24 protein-coding genes are annotated in these 22858 nt (G+C 58.6%); 11 read left to right on the top strand and 13 right to left on the bottom strand.

Annotation, left to right across the window (positions count from 1 at the left end; genetic code table 11):
* Nucleotides 1–7: 7 nt before the first annotated feature.
* The 9 genes from M5D89_RS03690 to folB form a co-directional block, all read right to left on the bottom strand.
* Complete coding sequence (locus M5D89_RS03690) at nt 8–319, bottom strand: hypothetical protein (protein WP_248884498.1); 312 nt, start codon at nt 317–319, stop codon at nt 8–10.
* A 128-nt stretch (nt 320–447) separates the two neighbouring features.
* Entirely contained in the window at nt 448–3516 is a 3069-nt protein-coding gene (locus M5D89_RS14320; protein WP_248884496.1) for a bifunctional diguanylate cyclase/phosphodiesterase, read from the bottom strand.
* A gap of 36 nt (nt 3517–3552) precedes the next feature.
* The gene (locus M5D89_RS03680) at nt 3553–7314 is read right to left on the bottom strand and encodes a bifunctional diguanylate cyclase/phosphodiesterase (RefSeq protein ID WP_248884495.1); all 3762 of its coding nucleotides are present in this window, start codon (nt 7312–7314) and stop codon (nt 3553–3555) included.
* A 51-nt stretch (nt 7315–7365) separates the two neighbouring features.
* On the bottom strand, nt 7366–8523 hold the full coding sequence (locus tag M5D89_RS03675; protein ID WP_248884493.1) for an EAL domain-containing protein: 1158 nt from the start codon (nt 8521–8523) through the stop codon (nt 7366–7368).
* Between the two features lie 155 nt (nt 8524–8678).
* A complete protein-coding gene (argC, locus tag M5D89_RS03670; protein ID WP_248884492.1) occupies nt 8679–9713 on the bottom strand; it encodes an N-acetyl-gamma-glutamyl-phosphate reductase in 1035 nt (344 codons plus the stop codon).
* Nucleotides 9714–9791: 78 nt separating this feature from the next.
* Nucleotides 9792–10178 carry a 30S ribosomal protein S9 gene (gene rpsI / locus M5D89_RS03665; RefSeq protein ID WP_215872946.1) on the bottom strand — a complete coding sequence of 129 codons (387 nt, stop codon included), beginning with the start codon at nt 10176–10178 and terminating at the stop codon, nt 9792–9794.
* A gap of 12 nt (nt 10179–10190) precedes the next feature.
* Nucleotides 10191–10619, bottom strand: a complete 429-nt coding sequence (rplM, locus tag M5D89_RS03660; RefSeq protein ID WP_248884490.1) for a 50S ribosomal protein L13 — start codon at nt 10617–10619, stop codon at nt 10191–10193.
* 153 nt (nt 10620–10772) lie between these two features.
* Complete coding sequence (locus tag M5D89_RS03655) at nt 10773–11111, bottom strand: DUF4168 domain-containing protein (protein ID WP_248884489.1); 339 nt, start codon at nt 11109–11111, stop codon at nt 10773–10775.
* Between the two features lie 131 nt (nt 11112–11242).
* On the bottom strand, nt 11243–11620 hold the full coding sequence (gene folB / locus M5D89_RS03650) for a dihydroneopterin aldolase (RefSeq protein ID WP_248884488.1): 378 nt from the start codon (nt 11618–11620) through the stop codon (nt 11243–11245).
* Nucleotides 11621–11714: 94 nt separating this feature from the next.
* Between folB and plsY the strand changes: the two genes are divergently transcribed.
* The gene (gene plsY / locus M5D89_RS03645; RefSeq protein WP_248884487.1) at nt 11715–12320 is read left to right on the top strand and encodes a glycerol-3-phosphate 1-O-acyltransferase PlsY; all 606 of its coding nucleotides are present in this window, start codon (nt 11715–11717) and stop codon (nt 12318–12320) included.
* A gap of 43 nt (nt 12321–12363) precedes the next feature.
* Here the strand turns inward: plsY and speD are convergent, their stop codons facing one another.
* A complete protein-coding gene (gene speD, locus M5D89_RS03640; protein WP_248884486.1) occupies nt 12364–12765 on the bottom strand; it encodes an adenosylmethionine decarboxylase in 402 nt (133 codons plus the stop codon).
* A gap of 351 nt (nt 12766–13116) precedes the next feature.
* Between speD and M5D89_RS03635 the strand changes: the two genes are divergently transcribed.
* Genes M5D89_RS03635 through pdxA form a run of 8 tightly spaced genes read left to right on the top strand, consistent with a single transcriptional unit; the run spans nt 13117 to nt 18340 of the window.
* Nucleotides 13117–13929, top strand: a complete 813-nt coding sequence (locus M5D89_RS03635; RefSeq protein WP_248884484.1) for an ABC transporter ATP-binding protein — start codon at nt 13117–13119, stop codon at nt 13927–13929.
* A complete protein-coding gene (mlaE, locus tag M5D89_RS03630; RefSeq protein WP_248884482.1) occupies nt 13926–14702 on the top strand; it encodes a lipid asymmetry maintenance ABC transporter permease subunit MlaE in 777 nt (258 codons plus the stop codon). Before M5D89_RS03635 ends, mlaE begins: the two co-directional genes overlap by 4 nt.
* 16 nt (nt 14703–14718) lie before the next feature.
* Nucleotides 14719–15201 (top strand): outer membrane lipid asymmetry maintenance protein MlaD, encoded by a 483-nt coding sequence (gene mlaD / locus M5D89_RS03625; protein ID WP_248884481.1) that lies wholly within the window; start codon nt 14719–14721, stop codon nt 15199–15201.
* A 17-nt stretch (nt 15202–15218) separates the two neighbouring features.
* Nucleotides 15219–15872 (top strand): MlaC/ttg2D family ABC transporter substrate-binding protein, encoded by a 654-nt coding sequence (locus M5D89_RS03620; protein ID WP_248884479.1) that lies wholly within the window; start codon nt 15219–15221, stop codon nt 15870–15872.
* The gene (locus tag M5D89_RS03615) at nt 15862–16173 is read left to right on the top strand and encodes an STAS domain-containing protein (RefSeq protein WP_248884477.1); all 312 of its coding nucleotides are present in this window, start codon (nt 15862–15864) and stop codon (nt 16171–16173) included. Before M5D89_RS03620 ends, M5D89_RS03615 begins: the two co-directional genes overlap by 11 nt.
* A complete protein-coding gene (locus tag M5D89_RS03610) occupies nt 16166–17101 on the top strand; it encodes an ABC transporter ATP-binding protein (RefSeq protein ID WP_248884475.1) in 936 nt (311 codons plus the stop codon). The genes M5D89_RS03615 and M5D89_RS03610 overlap by 8 nt, the downstream gene beginning before the upstream one ends.
* Nucleotides 17091–17348, top strand: coding sequence for an RNA-binding S4 domain-containing protein (locus M5D89_RS03605; RefSeq protein WP_248884473.1), 258 nt, complete (start codon nt 17091–17093; stop codon nt 17346–17348). Before M5D89_RS03610 ends, M5D89_RS03605 begins: the two co-directional genes overlap by 11 nt.
* Nucleotides 17345–18340: a 4-hydroxythreonine-4-phosphate dehydrogenase PdxA gene (pdxA, locus tag M5D89_RS03600; RefSeq protein ID WP_248884472.1), complete on the top strand. Its 996-nt coding sequence runs from the start codon at nt 17345–17347 to the stop codon at nt 18338–18340. Before M5D89_RS03605 ends, pdxA begins: the two co-directional genes overlap by 4 nt.
* A 3-nt stretch (nt 18341–18343) precedes the next feature.
* Here the strand turns inward: pdxA and M5D89_RS03595 are convergent, their stop codons facing one another.
* On the bottom strand, nt 18344–18898 hold the full coding sequence (locus M5D89_RS03595) for an HNH endonuclease (RefSeq protein ID WP_248884470.1): 555 nt from the start codon (nt 18896–18898) through the stop codon (nt 18344–18346).
* A gap of 64 nt (nt 18899–18962) precedes the next feature.
* Here M5D89_RS03595 and rsmA point away from each other — a divergent pair, with 64 nt between their 5' ends.
* Nucleotides 18963–19781, top strand: coding sequence for a 16S rRNA (adenine(1518)-N(6)/adenine(1519)-N(6))-dimethyltransferase RsmA (rsmA, locus tag M5D89_RS03590; RefSeq protein ID WP_248884469.1), 819 nt, complete (start codon nt 18963–18965; stop codon nt 19779–19781).
* A complete protein-coding gene (locus M5D89_RS03585; RefSeq protein WP_248884467.1) occupies nt 19778–20242 on the top strand; it encodes a YbjN domain-containing protein in 465 nt (154 codons plus the stop codon). The genes rsmA and M5D89_RS03585 overlap by 4 nt, the downstream gene beginning before the upstream one ends.
* Here M5D89_RS03585 and M5D89_RS03580 read toward each other — a convergent pair.
* Both M5D89_RS03580 and argS read right to left on the bottom strand, forming a co-directional pair.
* On the bottom strand, nt 20211–21008 hold the full coding sequence (locus M5D89_RS03580) for an SPOR domain-containing protein (RefSeq protein ID WP_248884465.1): 798 nt from the start codon (nt 21006–21008) through the stop codon (nt 20211–20213). The genes M5D89_RS03585 and M5D89_RS03580 overlap by 32 nt on opposite strands.
* A 10-nt stretch (nt 21009–21018) precedes the next feature.
* Nucleotides 21019–22761 carry an arginine--tRNA ligase gene (gene argS / locus M5D89_RS03575; protein WP_248884463.1) on the bottom strand — a complete coding sequence of 581 codons (1743 nt, stop codon included), beginning with the start codon at nt 22759–22761 and terminating at the stop codon, nt 21019–21021.
* Between the last annotated feature and the right edge of the window lie 97 nt (nt 22762–22858).

The following is a 22858-nucleotide window of genomic DNA, read 5'->3' as shown; positions in this document are numbered from 1 at the left end:
CATTCCGTCAACGATCCCGGTCGTCACGCCAATCATCATGCCAGTCGCGGTCCCGCTCATGATGCCAGCGCCGCGCCCACGGCGGCGGGCCTCGGTGCCAGCGGGGCGCCGGCTGGTAATATACCCGACGAGGAGGGGCATAAACGACCGGCGGCGCAACGTAGTAGCGAGGTGCATCACCCAAGTATAGGCTCAGTCCCGGAACAGCGACACCTAGATTCAAGTCATCGGCCTTCGCTACCATACTGCAACTCCACAGCGAGAGACCAAGAGCACTAAAAATTACCAATCCACGCAGGGTCTTAGCAACGAACTGCATAGCGATTCCCTCCTCTTCCAGACTGACTCAACAAGGATCTACAGCAATATTCGTTCCAATTATAGAGAGATGGAATATCAAGGCGTTATTGTCGCGTCTCTGCAGCCACCTGTCGCCACGTGTCTACACTATTCACCGGGCACCGCGTTGTTCTCACCCGTCGCAATTGCTCGTTCCCGCTCAGCGAGAATTGCCGTCTGCAGCGCACGCAGTGCGCCCTCGACGTCCTGCCAATACTGATTACGTGTCGAGTCGATACCGCCCGCGAGAACCCGCGATAGCATGGACTGATAGTGGCGGTAGGCAAGATGCAATGGCTCGCCGGGACCATAGCCCAAGCGAATCAGGGCGCGATCATAGGGACCGTCGCGGCGCAAGGCGCTCTCCATAATGAAGAGTTGCCTGCCGAGAGGCTGCAGCGTTTTCTTGATCACCGCGTGGATACTCAGGATGCCGGCGTACAGGCCGAGGAGCGTTGCCGGCCTCGCACCAGTCAGACGGAAGGGTTCTTCCAGAAGGCGACGCAGGCCTCTCATGGGAACGGGTCGGCTGATGGCATAGCCCTGCAACTGACGGACACCAATAGTCAGCAACACATCAAGGATTTCTGCACTCTCCACCCCCTCGACGACCATATCGAGTCCCATCTCTTCCGCCAAGTCCTGTAGGATGCGAATGAAATGCAGGTCCTGTGGGTGCTCTGGCAAAGTACGGACAAAATGTTGATCGACCTTGATCTTGTCCACTGGCAGGTCACGTAAGCGCTGCAGGGAAGCATAGGCCGTACCGACGTCGTCGAGCGCCAGATGAATGCCCATGGCGCGAATCTCGCGCATCACCTCAATAGCCTGTGGTTGGTCGAGAAAGTCCCCACTTTCCAGAATTTCCATGGTGATGTGCTGCGGCGACAGCGGGCAGTTGGCGAGGACGCCACGCAGGCAGGGTAGACAGTAACGGGTAAAGGATTCCGCCGGCACATTGAAAGACAGCCATAGAGGCCAGCCGTCCCGTTCCAGCGCCGCGATATCCTCCAGTGCCTGGGAAAGAAGCTGCCAGCTTAGATTCTGAACTTCTTCTGCCGTGAGGTAGGGCAGGAACACTGCTGGCGCTAGGATCTGCCCGCCCTCATCTGCCAACCTGGCCAAGGCCTCCACCCCTAGAAAACGACCATCCAGTCCGTCGATGATCGGCTGATACCAGACCTCCAGAGCACTGTTCGCCAGCAGACGCTGGGCACGGTTTCGCGGCTTGGTTTCCAGCGCTTGGCCCGCAATCACCCAAGCATGCAGCCGATCCTTTTTGTGTATCTTGGCCACCCGCAGCGCTTCCTGCGCACTGCGGAGGAGGCTGTCGAGAAAGTGCTCGCCCGTGCCTGCCAACACTGCTACACCAATACTCAGTTCCAATGGCACACGGGTATCGGAATCCAATGCAAACTCCGGATCCAGAGCGCTTTCCAACCCAATCAGTTTCTGTCGCAGACTCTGCTCGTCACCTGCAAAGGAAAACAGGAGAATGAACTCGTCACCACCAAGACGCGCCACCAGATCATTGGCAGCCAACGCACCCTCTAGTCGCTCCCGCAGCAGGTACAGCAGTCGGTCGGCCGCGTCTCGCCCAAGGCGATGATTGATCTGATGAAAATCATCGAGATCGACGATCGCCAGCGCCGCCGACTCCCCCCCTTCCCCGACACGGGCATATAATTCGGTGTACTTTTTCTCCAAGCGTCCGCGATTGGCAGCACCGGTGAGGGGATCAAAGTCTGCCAATAGATCCAACATTCCTTGCGCCTGATCCAAGGCATCCCGGCGATGCCAGAGACTCAGCACCAGACCAAAACTTTCTGCGATCCGCAGCAGGAATTGCTCACTGGCATCACCCTCGCTACTTTGCCAGTGTTGCAAGCAGAGCAAGACCCCCCAGGGCTGCTGCTGTTCGGCAAGAAAGACGGGTTGCGCAAGGGCACAACAGAGCCGCTCCCGCCGCAAAGCGGCACGCAGAGAGGCGACCAGAATACAATCCTGAATGTTCGCACTCCGTTGGAGACTGCCAAGATGGAATGCTTTGGTAACGAGGGTGATGGGCGCGCCATCCTCTCTACCCGCTGGCGGGGGAAGGGTGCGCAAGGCGGCGAACTCGGCGCTCACACTCGCCACTGCCAGCAACGTTACCTCGTTGTCGTCCGCCCCCCGCTGCAACAAAAAACAGCTGTGGATCTCCCCTTCCTGAATCAGCGCATCACAAAGGGTAGGATATAGCTCCGCGCGATTTTTGACGCGTAACAGACGATGATGGATGGCAATGGCTGCACTCTGAAATTGGCGCAAATCCAACAGATAGTCGAGAGCCTTGCTGGCAACTCGGTAGAGAAATCCCAATAGCAACAGGAGAATGAGGAAGGGTAAAGTGGTCTGCAACCAGACCGCGAGAGGAAGGCTGCTGAACCAACCGGCTCTTTGCCAGCGCATTTCCAGATCCCATGGATAGCCAGGGACGGAGACGCGTAACTGCTCTGTGGTTATGGAGGTCCTTGGTGCCGCCCCGCCCCATTGTCCGTGCCCATTGCGCTCGACGAAGGGATGACCAGCGCGCTCAAGCAGGATAGAAACCCCTGGTTCCGACACCGCCGATAGCATCTGTTGCAGTGCCGTTGGGCGCCCCAAAAAACCCACGGTCTTCCCTGATGCATCATACAGGGGCAGGCGCATGGGAACGATCCAATTCCCATAACGCCGTGCATACAGAGGATTGCCCACCAGCCAGTCGCGCTGATTGCTCGCAGTGCGAAACGCTGCACTGCTGACGAGGGTTTTCTGCCCCTGAGACCAGTTGGTGGACCAAACGATGGTGCCACCATCGGCATCTTGGATATTGACGGCTAGAGAACCCCGATGGCTCTTCTGAAAGCTCTCCAGCGCCAGGCGGCTCGCCGCATCGGGAAAAGGCTCCTGGCCCGGACGATAGCGTATGATCTTGCGCAAAAATTCGAGATCATGAAAATTCCGGTCCAGTTTTTGGCGAATTTGTTGCGCATAGGTATTCAACTGATGCGTTCTGAGATTAATGCTGTTTTCTCGCTGGCGCTGGACCTCGGTATGGGTCTGCCAGAGATAAAGCAGAAAAAAAACCAGCCCAACACCAAGAAAAAACAGACGAAGTAACCGGCGCAGCCGTTTGCGTTGTATTGCAGGCACTTGCAAGGGCTGCGGCGGCATTCGGATTGGCCTTGGCTACGCGAGAACGCGGCGGTCGGAGAGGCGGCGCAGGGGACGATGCATCACCTCTTCAATGCAATGCAATACCTGCTCCCCCGCGCCCTGCAAGGCCGCGATTTCCCCCGTCAATCCCTGTTTCAAGGCATGCGTGATCGCCTCCAACTGACGATGGTAGTCCTCATGCGCCTGCAGCACCTCTTCTTGCCCGACAAAGTCCAGCTCATGCAAGCGACTGTGAATAGGACACCGTTGCCCTGACCAGGGCGCCAGGCGCAAAAACCAGTCCGGATTGAGACTGACCAAGGCAAGGATGGTCTTGTGAAAATCAACAACTTCAGCGTACAGCTGAAGCAAATCGTACTCTGCTGTGGCATCCTGCTGCGACGCAAGAGAACGCTCGGCCAGCCAGCCCGGGAGGGACTCGGCAAACATGGGACGGGAGATGGCGTAGCCTTGCAGCAAGGGTACCTGCATCAACCGCAGAACATTACGAATCGTCTGATTTTCCACACCTTCGACAATCACCTGCAACCCTTGGGATTGCCCTAGATCGAGCAAGGCGCGAAGAAAATGCAGGTCATTGGGATGTTCTCCCAAGTGTAAAACGAAGGCCTGGTCGATCTTGATCTCATTGATCGGCAACTCTTTCAGATAGAGCAGTGAGGCGTAGCCCGTACCGACGTCATCGAGCCCCACGCGATATCCCAGGGACTGGAGTTGGCGAATTGCTTGCGCACTCAGGTCTAGAGACAACAATTCGTCGCTTTCCAGAATTTCCAGAACCAACTGCTGAGGGGGAACGGAACAACTCGCCAACAGCTGCTGTAATCTCTGCAGACTTTGTTTACTGGCGAGAAAACTCGGTGGGATGTTCAACGCGACCCACAAGCTGATCCCCTGTCTCGCCCAGCTCTGCCAATCTGCAGCCACTTGCGCCAGCACTAGCTTGGTGAGGGTCCATTGGTCCTCGGGAGAAAGGAAGGGCAGGAAGTCTCCGGGCGAAATGGCCTTCTCTCCTCCTGCCAAGCGGGCCAAGGCCTCAACACCGACAATACGGTCATAGCGTTGATCGAGAATGGGCTGATATTGCAAAAGCATCTGCCCGCTCCGCAACAACTCCTGGATGCGCTGCCGTTCGCTCGCTGCCTCATCGGCAAAGAACGACCAGAAATGGGGTCGCGTGTTTTTGCTTTCCTTGGCTTCATACAAGGCGTGATCGGCTTGCCGCAGTAACAGGTCGGTATCTCCCGAGCTTGCCTCAGGTTGGGGGAAGAAGGTGATCCCAGCGCTCAGGCGGATGCGAATCATGGGCAAATCCGCCAGGAAATAGGGCTGCGCCAGACTATCGCCAATTTTTTCCAGAACCGAGTGGATCTGCTCCCGACTCTGCAGATTATCCCAGACCAGAACGAACTCATCTCCACCCAAACGCGCCAGATGGTCGGTCTGCCGCAACGAGAGGCGCAAGCGATTGGCGACTTCCTGCAACAGGAGGTCTCCCGCTGCATGACCATATTGATCATTCACTGGCTTGAAATCGTCCAGATCCAGCACCGCCAGCGCGAGCAAACTATCGTTGCGCAGCGCGCGCTCCATCGCCGGCCGCAAAAACTCCGTGAGTCCACGCCGATTGGCCAGACCCGTGAGGGCATCGTGGCGCGCGAGATGGCTTTGCCGTTGTCGCTCCTGCGACAATTGCCCTTTCAGATGGATCTCGTCCAAACCATGTCCGACCAACAGTGCGACCCGCCGCAGCACTTCCACGATCTCCTCATTGAACAGATGCGCGCGATCGCTGATCACATTCAGCATCGCCCAACGCTCGTCGAGGTGATAGATCGGCAAAGTTGCAACCGAATGCCAGCGGTTCGCTTGGGCTTCTTCAAACCACGCGGCATCGCGACCCAGTGCGGCCAAATAATCCTGAACCACAAGATCTTGGCCCTCCCGCCATGCACGGGAGGTGAGCGATTGCCCGTCGGGTATATCGTCCGGATGGATGGTCCAGCGCCTACGCATGATCCAATCTACGCGGAAACCCGCCAGGGCAAGGGCCTGAAAAACTCCCATTGCGTCGGGACGGACGATGAATGCGGCGTTGAACAGACGGCTACGAATGAGCTCGTCGCAAATGGCCTGGAGCATCTGGGGCGCGTCGCGTGCTTGCAGCGCAATGTCACCGCTCACCAGCATCGTTTTCTGGAGAATACGGGCATCCTCAAGTTCTCGTGCCACCTGGCGCTGACGTAAGTAAGCGGCCAGATCGGCACTGAGCCGCTCCAAAAGTTCTGTGACCTCTACCGGAAAAGCGTTGTCCACGTAGCGATAGAGGGCGAGCACTCCAGAACTTCCATCCGGCCACGAAAACGGCGAATAGATACTGCCGCCCATGCGGTATTGCTGGATGATGGAAAACCAGGGAGCGAATAGGGGGTCATCCCCGGAGAACAGCAGGGTGCGCTGCATTTCAATCGCTCGACCCGATGGAGACTGCGGCTGTCCCGGACGCGCGTAACGATGAAGGTGTAGTCGGGAGAGAGGGGCTGCGAGAGGCCCTGCTGCTGCCGCCACCTGAATACGATTCTCGGCATCTTCCACCCGCCCTATCCATACGGCGGCGAGCTGCATGCGGGATACCAGAGTAGTACAGAAGCGCTCCAGAATCTGCGGTAATTCCTGCACCTCTGGCGCAGAAAACAGTCGATTGACCTCGGTCACCGATTGCAGAAAGGCATCGCGAATGTGCAGCTCGCGATTGCGTTGGCGCAAGTCCCGGGAATGGGCAAAGACCCGTTGCTCCAGCTCTTGGTTCATGCGTTCCAACGCCACACTCGCCGAACTGCGTTCTGCCATCATCGCCCCCGCCAGCAGACCAATCACCTCCAGGGTCAAACCAATGATCAAGGCCAAGGTTTCGGGCAGGATCAGCTGATCATGGGCATAGGGCCCCAAGCCGTGGCTAGTTCCCAGCAGGGCAATCAGAAAACTCAGGCTCGCCAAGGGGTACACCAACTGGGCCGGATACTTGGACAACATCCAGATGAACGGCAGAATCAAAAAAACGACACTCGCTTCCGCTAAGCTACCAACCGAGAAATGTTGAAAAAAAAGCGCGGAAACCACTGCCAACAGCAGCAGGGCAAGGGGCGGAAAGCTAGGTCGTAACCGTATTGGGGCCTGATTGTGTCCGTGCAGCAGCACCAACAACAGTGCAGCAACATTCAGAAAGGAGGCAGAAGAGGCCAGCGCCCAGTAGAAAAACAGATTTTCTGTGGACGGCACCGTGACTTGGGTCAAGATTCGCATGCCGACAATCAGCCACGCTGCGCCTAACAGTGCCGGAATCAGACAAAAAAGAACCAGAAAGGCGATGGTATGGCGAATACTGCCAAAGCCTTTCCAATCTGGGACCAGTTGAACCAGCAGTAGCCGCCCCAGCCAGGGCGCGGCAATGCTTACTAGGGCGGCCCAAAGAGTAATGGGCAGAGGAAAATGAAGAATGCCCAAGCTTAGTAATAGGCGCCCAAGGAAGAGCCCAGGGATCACCCGTGGCCCCCAGGCCAGGATACCGTAAGCCGCCACCCCCTCTGCTGGCCAGATTGGCCAATACTGACTGGGCAACACACCCTGGAACAGGAATCCGGCAAGAAAACTTGCCAGAATCACCGCAAGAAAGAGCCAGGCATTCACTCGCCATAGCTGTGCAGATGGAACTCTATTTTCCCAGACGGGTAGCCGCACTTCCGTAAGCAGCGCCGCATCGAAGCCCTGGTTCAAGACGTAGCGCTCCGCAAGGCGCGGAGAATGGGCGCATGGCCCCGAAACCTCTTATGGCTCCGCACGAATCGCATCGTATAAAAGAGACTGCACCCGCAACTCCGTTTCGGTGATCTGCTGGTTCACCCGATCCTGACGAAGGCCTTGCTGTTCTTGTAATAGCGCGGTATATGCCGCCAGCACCGTATCACCGACAGCACTCGCATGCGTACGCAAATAGCCCAGCAATGGACAGTTTTCCAGAAATCTTGCCAATGCGGCAGAGTCTTTTTCTTGATCCAGGCTATACATAAGCGGGCGGCGAAGCACATGGGCGGCGTACGCCCCCAACAACGATTGCGGCGCGGGGCTGATGTCCGGCAACGCCCCCGCACTGATAAACGCCAGCAGGGCCTCGGCGGGCATAGGACGGGCGATGGCATAGCCTTGCACCAGATCCTGGCGAAGCTGGGCCACGGCATCCAGAATGGTAATGGTTTCCACCCCTTCGACAATCAAGATGGCACCCAGGCCATCAGCCAGAAATTTCATGCTCTGCAGAAAGGCCATGATTTTCGGTTCACGATCGAGATCGCGCACCAGCTCTTGGTCCAGCTTGATTTTCTGGATAGGCAGATTTTTTAGGCGCAGGAGAGAGGAATAGGCGCTGCCGATATCATCCAACGCAATACTCGCTCCCGTTTCACGCAGGCTGTGCAAGCGATCCACCGCGATGTCGCCCTGCAAGAAATCACCACTCTCCAATAGCTCCAAGGTGATCCGCTGCGGGGCAATGCTGGTGTTGCCAAGCACGCCGAGGAAACAGGGTATACAGTCCTGATCTTCCATGAAATCGGGATCGACATTGAAGGAAAGATCAATGGATACTCCCCCTGCTTCGAGCGTCTCGAGCAGATCGATGCCGGCCAGGAGCATCTGACGACTCAGCTCGCGGCGCTGATCGAGAGTGAGAAAGGGGAGAAACTGCATCGGCAACAAAATTTCCCCGTTGCTGGCGCGAATGCGGGCCAACGCCTCGACCGCAACAACACATCCCTGATACACGGAATAAATAGGTTGGAAAACAGCCAGCACATCGTCGGGAAAACGCCAGCTGTAATTTTTGCCCGGAGCTTGAAAAACGGCCTGCAAACCAGGACTACCACAGGCTCGGTCTGGAGCCTTACAAGCTCGGGGTATGCCCTGAAAAGCAGTGAATTCATTGATCATGGGAGCGCCGTTCTTGCCAATGTGATGGTTTTATCTCAAAGCAAAGCTGTCGGGCAAACGAACCCCAACGCACTTTACTATAGTCGAATTTTTTTATTCAGCAAGCCCATGGGTGCGCTTAAAATATATTGTACATTGTGTAACTTTTTTGATAACTAGGGCAGCAACGGAATCTGCTGCAACCCCAGGGACTCCGGCCATGCAAAGAGCAGGTTCAGGTTTTGCACGGCCTGGCCCGCAGCCCCTTTGACAAGATTATCAATCGTCGACAGGACAACAACCTGTCCGGGCCGCGGCTGATGCACGGCAATACGACAGACGTTCCCGCCACGCACACTGCGGGTGCTGGGGTGCTCTGCAAACGGCAGAACATCGACGAAGGGCTCGCTCCGGTAGCGTTGCTGGAAAAGGTCTTGCAGCTCTTCATTGCCCAATGGCGTGCGCAAGCGTCCATAGAGGGTCGCGTGAATACCTCGGATCATCGGCATCAGGTGCGGGGAAAACTGTAATTGCACAGGTCCACCCGCAAGGGCGCTCAAGGTAGCCTCGATCTCCGGACGATGTCGATGTCCGCTCACCCCATACGCCGTCACAGAATCTGCGCTCTCCGGTAATATGAGGCCCAAACGGGCAGTCCTTCCAGCGCCACTGACCCCGGATTTGCAATCGGCGATCAGGGAATCCAGGTCAAGCAGCCCCTTTTCCAACAACGGAGCGAGCCCCAAAGTCACAGCCGTGGGATAGCAACCTGGATTGGCCACCAAATGGCTGCCGCGAATCTCCTCGCGAAAGAGCTCTGGCAGGCCGTAACTGGCCTGCGACAAAAGCTCGGGGCAGCGGTGCTCCTGATGGTACCAATCCTGAAATACCTGTGCATCTTGCAAGCGAAAATCAGCACTCAGATCGATCACTCTGACGCCGGCAGCCAGGAGCTCTGGCGCCATTTCCATTGCCACGCCATGGGGTGTGGCAAAAAACACCGCGTCCAGATCTCGCAACTCTGCATCCGTAGCGCTGGAGAACTGCAGATCGGTACAACCACGCAGGCTGGGAAACAGGGTATCGACCCGCTGACCGGCCTCGGCGCGGGAGGTGACCAGCGCGACCTCGACTTCTGGATGGGGCAGCAACAGGCGCAGGAGCTCGACGCCCGTATATCCCGTACCACCAACAATGCCCACCCGAATCATGATTCCTTCCTCCGAAGAAAACCTGTGCGTACAAATAGAAAAGCCGCCCGCAGGCGGCTTACACAATCCCCAAGGATCTCAGCGCTTGGAGAATTGGTGACTGCGCCGCGCCTTGTGCTTACCGACCTTCTTGCGTTCCACCTCGCGCGCGTCACGGGTGACGAAGCCGGCACTGCGCAGGGGCCGCCGCAGCGTCTCGTCGTACGCCATGAGGGCGCGGGTGATTCCATGCCGGATCGCCCCGGCCTGTCCACTGGCGCCGCCGCCACTGACGTTGACGAGAATGTCGAACTGACTTCCGTTACCGGTCAGCTCCAGGGGCTGCAAAACGATCATCCGCGAAGTTTCGCGACCGAAATATTCTTCCAGACTACGCTTGTTGATGCTGATCTTACCGCTGCCACGACGCAGGTAGACTCGTGCGGTAGCACTCTTGCGACGACCGGTACCGTAATACTGTTCCATACGAAATCCGCCTCAGAATTGCAGGGTTTGGGGCTGCTGCGCCGCATGCGGGTGCTGCGCTCCAGCATAGACTTTGAGCTTGCGATACATTGCCCGACCCAGTGGGTTTTTGGGTAGCATGCCCTTGACGGCAATTTCGATGATGCGCTCCGGGTGCGTCTCCATCATTTTCTCGAACGATGCACTCTTCAGGTTGCCGACATAACCGGTGTGTCGATAGTACATCTTGTCTTTGGCCTTGTTGCCAGTCACCGCCACCTTGTCCGCATTGATGACAACGATGTAATCCCCGATGTCGGCATGCGGCGTGTACTCCGGCTTGTGCTTGCCCCGCAGGCGCTTGGCAATTTCCGTGGACAGACGACCAAGGACCTTGTCCGTGGCATCGACAACAAACCAATCCCCCTGTACTTCATGGGACTTGGCAGAATAGGTTTTCATGCAGCACTCCGCTCTACCTTAACGTCAAGGGGCGCAAGGATACGGGCAAGCCAGCTCTCTGTCAACGAAAAACCGCCTCGCGGCGCTGCAGAGGGGAGCACACTGCCGTTTACCTCCACTGGCAAGCGGCCCCGCCCCATCGCCGACAACTCATCAGTGCATGGCACCTTCGACTTCTTTCGCAAAGGCTGGGTTCTTCTGGGTTTCTTGGAGCATGCTACCGTACTGCTCCGCCGTGAGGTGATGACTGGCGAGAATGGAGTCCACCTTTGCCATGTAGGACTTTTTCATCGCTTCCTTCTGTTGCTCCGTAACGCCCGGCTTGCTGATGGCTGCATGCACCTGCTCATTCAACGGCTTGATCTGCTCTACGGCTTGAGCAAAATCATGGACCTGCGCCGGCGTTGCCGCCATAGCCAGCGTGCACCCGAAACCCATCAGCACGGCACCCAAAAGCCCCGCGCGCAACGGGGAAATTGTCAGATATCGCATACGCTTCTCCTCTCCATACAGGTCGTAGATGGCCGACAATGAGTCGGCATATCAGCAGGTTACGTCACCATTTCCGGTCAGACTACCTCACCGTACCCACTCGGAGGCGGGATTGCAAGCAGAACCGGCAGTCAGTTTCTGGCTACCCCTCGCGCGCTCGATAGCCCTCTCTCGATCCGCACCCCGACATCGCGGGTACCACGCACCGCCGCCGGCTTGTGCACGCTGACCTGCACCCAGGCGGCCGCGAATTCGCCGCGAACCAGCTCCGCGATATTCTCCGCGACGGTTTCAACCAACTGGGTTTCCGCGGCTTCAAGAGTTTCGACAATCCGATCACAGACAGTCTGGTAGTTGATGGTTGCCGCGACGCGATCGCTTTGGGCAGCGTGGGCTGCGTCTGCGGCGATTTCGAGGTCAATGAGTACCGTCTGCGGTACCTCGCGTTCCCAGTCGTAGATCCCGATGCGGGTCTGGACCTTGAGTTCACGTACAAAAAGGATGTCCATGGTCCCTCAGCTCCTCTGCCTGCCTGTTCTTTCCCAGCGAATGTTTTATGATACCGATTTCCCGGCTGACTGCCATGCGCGAGGCTGCCCCACTTTGCCCATCCACTCCCCCTGGCTGATTGTCGTTTGGTGCCTGGCGGCTTACTTGCTCGGATCTCTGGCTACTGCCATCTTTGTCAGCCGCGCCTTGCGCTTGCCCGACCCGCGTCGAGCAGGCTCAAATAACCCGGGAGCCACCAACGTGTTGCGTTTGGGTGGCAAAAAAGCGGCGGCACTCACCCTGTTGGGCGATCTATTGAAAGGCCTGCTACCGGTCCTTGCCGCGCGGTTGGTTGGATTTCCAGCCTGGGGGTTCGCCCTGGTCGCCTTGGCGACCTTCCTCGGGCATCTCTACCCGCTATATTTCCGCTTTCGCGGTGGCAAGGGAGTCGCGACCACCCTGGGCATTCTCCTCGCCCTGTCGCCCTACCTGGGTCTGGCTTCCCTTGCTGTATGGCTGCTGGTTTTTGCCGCGAGCCGCGTGTCTTCCCTGGCGGCACTCGTCGCCACCCTGAGCACGCCGATCTTTGCCTGGTTTCTGCTGCCGCAGGAAAGTTTGCGCCTACTGGTCATCGTCCTGGCGTTGTGGGTACTGTGGCGCCATCGGAGCAACATCCGACGCCTGCTCGGTGGTAAGGAGGCCGCGCTCCGCAAATCATAAAAAAGGCACCTCAAAGAGGTGCCTCGATCAACGCGATGCTCGTTCAGGCGCAGAGTGCTGGTTTGACCCGCACTTCGTGACTGGGAACGCCCATCATCTCCACTTGGCCGCGCTTCATCTCCATAGTAGAAACTTGCGCAGCGCCAAAGGCCTCTTTCAGAAAGCTCAAGGCATCTTCCGGCTGAATGACGTCACCGCAGGTAAAGACATCTACCGCAGCATACCCATACTCCGGCCAGGTATGAATGGCCAAGTGGGACTCAGCAACAATGACCGCACCACTCACCCCATAAGGAGAAAAATGATGGAAGGTCTGGGTGACGATGGTGCAGTTGGCACGCCTAGCGGCCTCAAGCATAGCATCGGTAACAAAATCAACATCCGACAAGGTACTGCTGTCGCAGCCATAAAAATCTGCGACGATTTGGTGTCCCAATGAGCGCATCGGTGCCCCCCCTAACAAGCCAAAAGGTTAAGAAGTAGCTCCCGTGCACCCCCAGACAGTACTTGGTTTTATGCCCTACCTTGCTGGAACCGGCTATGCCGCGCTCCGAGTCTCTTAAGGACTGACCCCTCCGTAACTGCTTTCGGTGCCGTGGAAACAGGACGGCAACTATACACTTTTTGCAGGGGGATGCAAGGCCAAAAAAGGCCAAGCCAATACCTTAAAGAAACAAGGTTTTTGTCAGAATTTTGCGAGATTTTTGCGCCTCACGAATGCCGCAGGAGCCACGATTGGCCTCGGAGACCGTCGGGCGATTATAATCACCACTCTGATCTGTCACAGGTAAGGACGTTGGCGCAAAACGATCTGGTAGAAATTCGCGATCTCCACTTCGCACGCGGCGAGCACGTGGTCCTCGATGGAGTGGACCTGCATGTCCCGCGGCGCGCGGTTGTCGCCGTGATGGGCGCGAGCGGCGGGGGCAAAACCACCTTGCTCAATTTGATTGCGGGAAATCTGCGCGCGCAGCGCGGTCAGCTCAGTGTTGCCGGTCGCAGCCCCAGCGATCTTTCCCGCACGGATCTATATGCAATGCGCCAGCAGATGGGCATGCTTTTTCAGCATAGCGCCCTTTTTACCGACCTCAACACCTTTGAAAACGTTGCCTTTCCCTTACGTCGCCATTTTCGCCTACCAGAATCACTGTTGGAAAAAATCGTACTGATGAAGCTGGAAGCGGTGGGTCTCCGTGGCGCTGCCGCTCTCATGCCGGCCGAGCTCTCCGGCGGCATGGCGCGGCGCGTCGCCTTGGCGCGGGCAGTAGTCATGGATCCAATGCTGATCCTCTACGATGAGCCCTTCACCGGCCTGGATCCCATCAGCGTTGGTATCATTGCCAGCCTGATCCGGCGTCTCAACGATGCCCTGGGGGCGAGCAGTATCGTCGTCAGCCACGATGTGCGGGAGACCTTTGCCATTGCCGACTATGGCTACATTCTGGGCTCAGGCAAGGTGATTGCCGAAGGGAGCCCAGAGGAGCTGCGTGCCAGCTCGTCTCCCCTGGCGCAACAATTTCTGCGGGGCGCCCCGGAGGGACCAGTACCCTTCCATTACCCAGCGGCGCAACCCTTTGCCACGGCTCTGGGTCTGGAGCGACCGTCATGAGGGAGTCCTTCATCCCACGTCTGGGGCATGTTGTCTGGGAGACCGTTCCGCGTCTGGGCGCCTCAACCCGCCTGTTGCTGGGCGGCTTGAGCGCGGTAAGCAGCCGGCATTTCAGCGTGCGCCAGTGGCTGCGCGAGGTATACGGTCTCGGGGTCCTGTCTTTGGCGTTGATGATCGTCGCCGCCTTGTTCACCGGCATGGTGCTCGGCTTTCAGGGCTACTATGCACTGGTACGCTTTGGTGCAACTTCCGCATTGGGCACGCTCATCGCTTTGTCCTTGCTGCGTGAACTTGGACCGGTACTGACGGCACTGCTTTTTGCCGGCCGCGCCGGTTCGGCCCTGACGGCAGAAATCGGTTCCATGAAGGCTACCGAGCAACTCGCAGCGATGGAAATGATGGCGGTCAATCCTCTCGCCTGGGTGGTGGCCCCGCGCCTGTGGGGAGGGATCTTCGCCGTGCCGATTCTCTGCGTCATCTTTGATCTGGTCGGCATCTTTGGCGGCTACTTGGTGTCAGTACCCGTGCTTGGCGTTGACGGTGGCACCTTTTGGGCGCAGATGCAGTCCAACGTGACACTGCGGGGAGATATCCTCAATGGCCTCTTCAAGGCCCTCTGCTTCGGCTTGGTAGTGACCTGGATTGCGGTCTGGCAGGGTATGTCGGCGCGGCCCACGGCCGAAGGGGTGGGTGCCGCCACTACTCGCAGTGTAGTTATGGCTTCTCTGGCGGTCCTGGGTTTGGACTTTGTCCTGACCGCCCTGCTTTTTTGATGCTGAGGAATGGATCATGAGTCAACGGGCAATCGACTGGTGGGTGGGAATCTTCGTACTTCTGGGGATTGCCGCATTGGCGGTATTGGCCTTGCGCGTTGGTAACCTGTCTGGCTTTGCCTACGGCAATGGCTATGTTCTGCACGCCGACTTCCACAACATTGGCAGCCTCAAGGATCGCAGCCCGGTCAAGCTTGGTGGTGTGTCCATTGGCGAGGTGACCCACATTAGCGTCGATCCTAAAACCTTCATGGCCCAGGTAACCATGCGCATTGAGCCGCGCATCAAACTTCCCATCGATACGGGCGCCTCCATCTATACGCAGGGTTTGCTCGGCGAGCAGTACATTGCGATTCAGCCGGGAGGAATGCCGCAAAACCTGAAACCAGGCGCCACCATCAGCCTGACTCAAGGGGCCGTCAATATCGATCAGCTGATTGGACAAATGGTTTTTGACAAGGCTAGCGGCAATTCCTCTACTACTCCACCCACACCCTAACGCACAGGGAGATCTTCATGCGCTCAACTCATCGCCACCCGAAGCTCTGGCTTCTCCTGACCTTTCTGCTGTCTTTTGCGCTTGGCCAGTCAGCTCTGGCGGCCACCAGCGGTGCTCAGGCCGCTACTACCGTGGTTCAGAACATGACCCATCAAGTCTTGCAGATTCTGCAAAAGAATGAGGGCAAACCGGTGACCTCGGCGATCAAGAAGGAAGTCGCTGATGCCATCGTTCCCCATGTTGATTTCAACACCATGTCTGCGTACGTGATGGCGAGTTACTGGCGGCAGATGAACGCGGAACAACGTCAGGAATTTACCCGCCTTTTTCGCGAACTGCTGGTGAAGACCTACAGCAATGCCCTGAATCATTATCACGGGCAAGATGTTCGGGTACAGGGTAGCCAGCAGATCTCACAGAATCCGCCCGTCGCCCAGGTCAACATGGATATCGAGCAGCGCCAAGGGAAAACCATCCCGGTCATCTACGCCCTGATTCAGAATGGCAAGGAATGGCAGATTTACAATATCTACGTGGATGGCGTCAGCCTGGTGCTGAATTACCGGCAAAGTTTCGGCAATATTGCCGGACAGCACGGTATTCCCGCTCTACTCAACGCCTTGAAAGACAAGGTTGCCGAGGCAGGCAGCCAACCGGCCCATGTCGGCTGAGGCGGGCTGGGAGGCAGATGGCAGCGGAGGCCTCCGGCTTACCGGAGACTGGCGTCTGCGCGCCATGGACCAAACTTTGCGGCGCGACGCGCGCAGTCTCTTGCAGAAATCCTGGACCTCTCTTTCCCTCGCCGGTGTAACGGCCTTGGACAGTGCTACGCTGGCCTTTCTACTCGAGTGGCAGGAGGCGCAACGCGCCCTGGGCAGCACAGCAGAGCCTTGTGACCTGCCACCAACTCTCAGAGATTTGTTGGCGCTCTACGGCTTGAGCCATATCTGGCACGGTCAGAACGATGCCTGAAGCACTCGCCGTCCATATCCGCAGTCTGCGTAAGAGCTACGGCAATGGTTTTCTGGCCCTGGGCGGCGTCGATCTCGATGTCCAGGCGGGGGAATTCTTTGGCCTTCTCGGGCCCAATGGCGCCGGGAAGTCGACGCTGATCAACATCCTGTCGGGGGTGGTGCATCGTTCCAGTGGGGTTGCGGAAATCTTTGGCTATGATGTCGAGCGCCACTATCGACAGAGCCGCCAGTTCCTGGGCGTTGTGCCACAAGAGCTGGCCTACGATCCCTTTTTCACCGTGCGGGAATTTCTCCGCTGGCAATCCGGCTACTTCGGTCTGCGCCGCAACGATGACTGGATTGACGAACTGATGGCCGAGCTCGATCTGAGTGACAAGGCCAACACCAATTTGCGGGCGCTCTCCGGAGGCATGAAACGGCGCGTGCTCATTGCCCAGGCGCTGGTCCATCGCCCCCCCGTTGTCGTGCTGGACGAGCCCACCGCGGGGGTCGATGTCGAGCTCCGGCAGAGCCTCTGGCGCTTCATTCGCCGCTATAATGGGCTTGGACATACCGTGATCTTGACCACCCATTATCTGGAGGAGGCCGAGGAGCTCTGTGAGCGGATTGCCATCCTCCAACACGGGCAGATCATCGCCCTGGACCACAAGGAGCGTTTGCTCGCCAAGCACCGACGCAAACGCATCCTGACCCTGGAATTTGATCGCGACCCCGGAGAGTTACCAGATTCTCTCGATGCGATCCTGATCGGTGCCAATGGCAACACCCGGGTACTGCAAATCGACGCAACGATGCACCCCATGAGCGAGGTGCTCCGCATCCTCCAGGACTTACCCGCACAGATCATTGATTTACATTTACAGGAACCGCGCCTCGAGGAGGTCTTTACCGATATCCTACAGGAGGCGCGCAACCATGACCGATAGTCTGCGCGTGGATCTGTTTCTGAAGATGTCGCGCTTGATCAAGCGGCGCAGTGTAGCGAAACAGCTCTGCGATGCGGGCCGGATACAGATCAATGGACGCTTGGCCAAGGCCGGAGCTCCGGTGCAGGTTGGCGATCACCTGCGTTTGGAATTGACCCAACGCACCGTCGAGGTGGAGGTGCTACGCTTGCCACAACGGGTGGAGGGGCCGGATGGTGTGGTCAGCCTACGGGAGCCGGCGGCATGAGGGAGCCGCGCCTCCTGATCAGCGTTGGTGAACCCGCTGGCATCGGCCCCGATCTTTGTGTGGCCTTGGCACAACATGCCTTGCCTCCCGTGGTCCTGATCGGGGATCTGGACTGTTTGCGCCATCGTGCCATTCAGCTCGGGATTCCGGCCACATTACGGCCCTGGGAACCAGAACAACCCTGGCCCAGTGCAGCAGAGCCGGGGCTGGCGGTGTGGCCGAACCCTTTGCCCCACCCCTGCCGTCCCGGCCAACTGGATCCAGCCAACGCTCCCATGGTTCTCGCCGGCCTGGATCGTGCCGTTTCCCTGCTGCAAGCAGGCCTTGCCGATGCCTTGGTCACGGGGCCGATCCATAAAGGGGTCATCAACGACGCTGGCGTTCCCTTCCGCGGCCACACCGAGTATCTGGCTGACCGCTGTGGACAAGCCGAGGTGCTGATGTTGCTGGCGGGGCGCGGCCTGCGCGTGGCCCTGGCGACCACCCATCTCCCTCTACGCGAGGTCGCCGCCGCGATCAATGCTACAGATCTTGAACGCAGCCTGCGGATCTTGCATCAGGGGCTGCGCCAGGATTTTGGGGTGGCGGATCCGCGCATCCGGGTCACCGGCCTCAATCCGCATGCCGGCGAGGCCGGTCACCTTGGGCGGGAAGAGATCGAGATCATTGCCCCGGTCATTGGCAAACTGCACAGTGAGGGCTGGGAAATTTCCGGTCCCTGGCCCGCCGACACGCTCTTCACCCCACGCTACCTGGAAGATACCGACGCCGTTTTGGCCATGTATCATGATCAGGGCCTTCCGGTACTGAAATACCACGCCTTTGGCGCCGCAGTGAATGTCAGTTTGGGTCTGCCCATTGTGCGCACCAGCGTCGATCATGGCACGGCATTGGACCTGGCGGGAAGCGGGCGCGCGGAAATTCACAGTCTGTTGCAGGCGATTCAGACCGCGGCGGAAATCGTCCGCCAACGACGTGCCGCAGAATGCTAGCCGTTAGAAAACATGCTGCCGCGAAACGGGTACCTGCGCCAACAGGAATTCCATTTGATCAGCAAGGATACGGCGATTACTGAGCAGCAGATATTCCGCCCAGGTGGGCGTAAAAGGGACCGCCAAGAGGGGCATTCCAGCCTCTTCCGGGGTGCGGTTGTCCTTACGGCTGTTACACCAACGACAGGCGGTTACGACGTTGGTCCAAATGTCGCGCCCCCGGCGGGAGAGGGGAATGATGTGGTCGCGGGTCAGATCGCGTTGGGGGAAGCTTCCTCCGCAGTAGAGGCAAAGGTGACGATCTCGATGAAACAGGGTGGGGTTATTCAGGGCCGGGGGGCGAATCTTGCCCTGATGGCGTCCGCGCACGGCGATCAGCGGATGGATGTCGAGAACCGACGTCTCGCCACTGCAACGCGAAAGGCCACCGTGGGCGGTGAAAAAGGGATCGCCCAGGGTCCACGCGACATTACCGCGTGCATAGTGCGCAGCAGCCTCTTCCCAGGTTTCCCAAGCCATGGGCCGGCCGCTGATATCGAGACGAAGCACGAGATGCATTGGCTTTCCGTTGCTTAGCGCCCGCTGGGGCGTTAACGCAATATAGCATAAAGGACAGCGCAAATTGCAAGCAGCGAAGTTGCCCCAGGCGAAGAAACGCTTTGGCCAGAATTTTCTGGTACAACCGGCCATCGTGGCGCGGATCGTTTCCGTTATCGCACCGCAAGCGCGGGATGCCCTGCTCGAGATCGGTCCCGGCCCCGGTGCCCTGACGGAAGCACTGTTGTCCGCCAACGATCGGGGCACGGAGCCCTTGCGCGTGATTGAGCTCGACCGCGATCTCCTGCCGCGCTTGCGCGCCCTGGCCCCGGTTGAGCGTTTGCAAATCATTGCCGGCGACGCCTTGCAGGTGGACTATCGGCACCTTGCCGAGGAGATCGGGCGCCCCCTGCGCGTGCTGGGCAACCTCCCCTACAACATCTCTACTCCACTGATTTTTCATCTTCTGGCACAGATCGATGTTATAGAGGATATGCACTTCATGTTGCAGAAAGAAGTGGCCGATCGCATCGTGGCAGGACCGGGGGATGCAGCCTATGGCCGCCTGTCTCTCATGGTACAGGCCCAGGCACAGGCAGAAATCCTGTTTCCCGTCGCCCCGGGAAATTTTCGTCCCGTTCCAAAGGTGGACTCGGCCTTTCTGCGCCTGACCCCCCATCGGCCGCCGCGCCTGCCCAGGCCGCTCTTGGAGCCTTTTGCGCAGGTGGTGAGCCGCGCCTTTGCGCAGCGGCGTAAGACCCTGGCCAACAACTTCAAGGGAGTCTGCGATAGCGCTATGCTGGAGGCGCTGGATATTTCTCCCTCGGCGCGGGCAGAAACCCTGGATTTTGCAGCTTTCCAACGCCTCGCCGAGGCACTCGCACAGAAAGGAGCGACATCGTGAAGCATTTGGAGGCCGCCGAGGCCTTGTTTCGTCATTTAGGTTGGAATGCCAAGACCTTGCAGGATTATCCGGTCATTACCTGTGCCGTGGGGGTCCCCAACGGCACCCTCGACATCTATTGCCACGTTCATGCCGAACTGCAACGCATCCTCTTTTATGTGCGCCCACAGGGCTTGGAGTTGTCGGCCACTCACTTGCCTGCCCTTGCGGAATTCCTGACCCGCGCCAATTACGGTTTGCCAATCGGCAATTTTGAGCTGGACTGGGATGACTTGGAACTCAACTGCAAGAGCAGCGTGCAGTTACCAGAGTCCTGTTTGGATATCCAGCTACTGCAAAGCTACCTTTTGGCAGCGGTGGAAACGTGCAATCACTATCTCCCCGGGCTACGTGCCGTGGCCGAGGGCAAAGAAAGCGCCAGCGCCGCGATCAAGGCGCTGGAGATGCCAACGGCGCACTGAGCCCCGGTGCCACGACTGGCTGCAACACGGGGGTGATGCCCATGCCACGGATCTTGGCCAGGGCCGATTGGGCATCGCTGGAGGAAGCATAACGGCGGGTAAAGACCAGGTAGTACTGCGCATGAGCGCCGCTCTGCAGTTTTTCCAGGTGGCTGGGAATGCCGAGCAGCGCCAGACGCTCCTGAATCACCTGCGCACCGGCAAAATTGTTGAGCGCACCCACCTGAATGCGAACCGGCTCACCGACGGCAACGCTGCTCGTCTCCGCGCTGGGGATGCCCGGTCCGCTACCCAGGATGTCCGCCGGAATATCCACCTTCATTTGTGGCAGAATATGATAGAAATTGAATTGCACACTCTGCGTCGAGGCTGTGCTGCTGCTCACCGCCACGGCCGATGTAATCAGGGCAGTGGCCGACACGCTGGGCGCGACGACGGGTGTCACCACGGCCGACTCTGCTTTTTTAACTGTCACACGGGGAACGACACTCTGGGTAGCTGCGCTACTCGCCGCCTGGGGAAGTAGACCAAGCTGGCCGCTGGCCATGGGGAGGCTGGCGATCCACCACCAGACTGCCCCGCTCAGCAAGAGCAGGGCGATAAGAATCAGCCAGATCCACCCATGACCGCGCCGTCTTTCCGGAGGAACAGGCTCGCTTTCTTCCTCCGCAGGGACCTGCGGCCGCGTGCGCTTCACCTGCCGCATCGGCGTCGCTGCGGACTCCGGCGCTGGGTTGCGGCTGCTGTGATCCTTGTAGTCGCGCATGGACCCAGTCTTACATCTGCTCGGGAGCGCCCACGCCGAGCAGGCCAAGACCATTGCGCAAGACCTGGGCAACAGCATCGGCGAGGGTCAGACGCGCCCAGCGGGTGGCCTCGTCCTCTACCAGGATGCGGGTGGCGTTGTAATAGGTGTGAAAACTGGCTGCCAAGTCCTTCAAGTAAAAGGCGATCTGATGCGGTTCGCGGTCCCGGGCCGCACTCGCGACCTGCTCCGGGAAACGCCAAAGCAGATCTGCCAATTCCAGTTCGCGCGGGTCCGTCAAGGTCGTCAGATCGACCACCGCAGGCGGGAGTGACAGGCCGCGCTCCGAGGCCTGCCGGCGCAAGGAATGAACCCGCGCGTGGGCATACTGGATGTAGAAGACGGGATTTTCTTCGGAGTGTTTGGTTGCCAGCTCCAGATCGAAGTCGAGGTGCTGGTCGGCACGGCGCAATACATAGAAAAAGCGTGCGGCATCATTCCCCACCTCTTCGCGCAACTGGCGCAAGGTCACGAACTCGCCGGCGCGGGTCGACATCGATACCTTTTCACTACCACGATAGAGGATGGCGAACTGCACCAACAGAACCTCAAGGCTGCTGGCATCAGCCCCCAGGGCCTGCATACTGGCGCGGACACGGGGGATATAACCGTGATGGTCGGCCCCCCACATGTCGATCAAGCGCTGAAAACCACGCTCTGTTTTTTCGAAGTGGTAGGCGACATCCGAGGCAAAATAGGTATAGGCACCATTCTCGCGCCGCAGCACCCGGTCCTTATCATCGCCGAAGTCCGTCGAGCGAAACCAAATCGCTCCATCCGCAACATAGCAATACCCCCCCGCCTGCAAGCGCTCCACGGCGCGTTCAACCGCGCCCCCTTGCATCAGGGAGGCCTCGGAATACCAATTTTGGTAGTGGACGCCAAACTCGGCCAAGTCGGCGCGGATATCGCTCAGGATTTCCTGCAGACCGGCGGCATGCAAACGCAGGTATCCCTCGCTTCCAAGCGCTGCTTTCAAGTAGGCAATCAGGGTATCGACAGCCGTGTCGCCGTCGGCAATGGCGGCAAGGTCCGGCATGTCCAAGGCGGCAGGAAGCCAGGCCACGCCCTCCCGAGCCAGAAGGCCCGCCGCAATCTCGCGCACATAATCACCGCGGTAGGCGCTCTGCGGAAAGGGCCAGGGGAGATCTTCCCCCGCCGCCTCGAGGTAGCGCAGATAGACACTGGCCGCGAGGATATCCATCTGCCGGCCAGCATCGTTGACGTAGTACTCGCAGAACACCTCATAACCGCAAAAGCGCAGAATCTCTGCCAGACTGGCGCCATAGGCGGCCCCTCGCCCGTGCCCCACATGCAAGGGCCCGGTGGGGTTGGCCGAGACAAATTCCAAGTGCAGGCGTTGGCCGGCGCCGAGATCCTGGCGACCGAAATTAGCGCCAGCGGCGCACACCTGGGCAATGGCCTCCTGGAATCCTGCCGGACGCAGGAAAAAATTGAGGAAACCCGGCCCGGCGATTTCTACCCGCTCGATCCACGGGGATGCGGGTAGAGCGTCCAGGATGGCCTGCGCCAGATCGCGAGGCTTTTTCCCAGCGCCCTTGGCGAGGAGCAGGGCGATATTGCTGGCGAGGTGACCATGCTCGACCTGACGCGGACGATCGAAGTCGAGTTGTGCCGGCAGGTCGTGCAGCATTCCCTGCTGCTGCAGGTCCCGCAGGGCCAGCGAGAGAGGTTCGGCGACGAAATTTTTCACAAAGTAAACCTTGAGCAAACAGAATTTTTGCTGCAGTGTACCCTATGCTGGGTCTTTCCGTCAGGGGGCCGACGGCAGGAGAAGGAGAGCCAAGGAG

It is taken from the genome of Acidithiobacillus acidisediminis, from assembly GCF_023277115.1.
Classification (GTDB): Bacteria; Pseudomonadota; Gammaproteobacteria; order Acidithiobacillales; family Acidithiobacillaceae; genus Igneacidithiobacillus; species Igneacidithiobacillus acidisediminis.
The sequence above is the reverse complement of the archived record's forward strand: the minus strand, read 5'-3'. Positions and strand labels throughout refer to the sequence as shown.

Excerpts from the sequence above, each read along its gene's own strand:
- speD (WP_248884486.1), bottom strand. The coding sequence starts at position 12,765 with ATGCGCTCATTGGGACACCAAATCGTCGCAGATTTTTATGGCTGCGAC.
- M5D89_RS03675 (WP_248884493.1), bottom strand. The coding sequence starts at position 8,523 with ATGATCAATGAATTCACTGCTTTTCAGGGCATACCCCGAGCTTGTAAG.
- M5D89_RS03655 (WP_248884489.1), bottom strand. The coding sequence starts at position 11,111 with ATGCGATATCTGACAATTTCCCCGTTGCGCGCGGGGCTTTTGGGTGCC.
- argC (WP_248884492.1), bottom strand. The coding sequence starts at position 9,713 with ATGATTCGGGTGGGCATTGTTGGTGGTACGGGATATACGGGCGTCGAG.
- rplM (WP_248884490.1), bottom strand. The coding sequence starts at position 10,619 with ATGAAAACCTATTCTGCCAAGTCCCATGAAGTACAGGGGGATTGGTTT.
- M5D89_RS03615 (WP_248884477.1), top strand. The coding sequence starts at position 15,862 with ATGTCGGCTGAGGCGGGCTGGGAGGCAGATGGCAGCGGAGGCCTCCGG.
- rpsI (WP_215872946.1), bottom strand. The coding sequence starts at position 10,178 with ATGGAACAGTATTACGGTACCGGTCGTCGCAAGAGTGCTACCGCACGA.
- M5D89_RS03610 (WP_248884475.1), top strand. The coding sequence starts at position 16,166 with ATGCCTGAAGCACTCGCCGTCCATATCCGCAGTCTGCGTAAGAGCTAC.
- folB (WP_248884488.1), bottom strand. The coding sequence starts at position 11,620 with ATGGACATCCTTTTTGTACGTGAACTCAAGGTCCAGACCCGCATCGGG.
- M5D89_RS03605 (WP_248884473.1), top strand. The coding sequence starts at position 17,091 with ATGACCGATAGTCTGCGCGTGGATCTGTTTCTGAAGATGTCGCGCTTG.
- M5D89_RS03595 (WP_248884470.1), bottom strand. The coding sequence starts at position 18,898 with ATGCATCTCGTGCTTCGTCTCGATATCAGCGGCCGGCCCATGGCTTGG.
- M5D89_RS03620 (WP_248884479.1), top strand. The coding sequence starts at position 15,219 with ATGCGCTCAACTCATCGCCACCCGAAGCTCTGGCTTCTCCTGACCTTT.
- M5D89_RS03580 (WP_248884465.1), bottom strand. The coding sequence starts at position 21,008 with ATGCGCGACTACAAGGATCACAGCAGCCGCAACCCAGCGCCGGAGTCC.
- mlaD (WP_248884481.1), top strand. The coding sequence starts at position 14,719 with ATGAGTCAACGGGCAATCGACTGGTGGGTGGGAATCTTCGTACTTCTG.
- mlaE (WP_248884482.1), top strand. The coding sequence starts at position 13,926 with ATGAGGGAGTCCTTCATCCCACGTCTGGGGCATGTTGTCTGGGAGACC.
- pdxA (WP_248884472.1), top strand. The coding sequence starts at position 17,345 with ATGAGGGAGCCGCGCCTCCTGATCAGCGTTGGTGAACCCGCTGGCATC.
- M5D89_RS03690 (WP_248884498.1), bottom strand. The coding sequence starts at position 319 with ATGCAGTTCGTTGCTAAGACCCTGCGTGGATTGGTAATTTTTAGTGCT.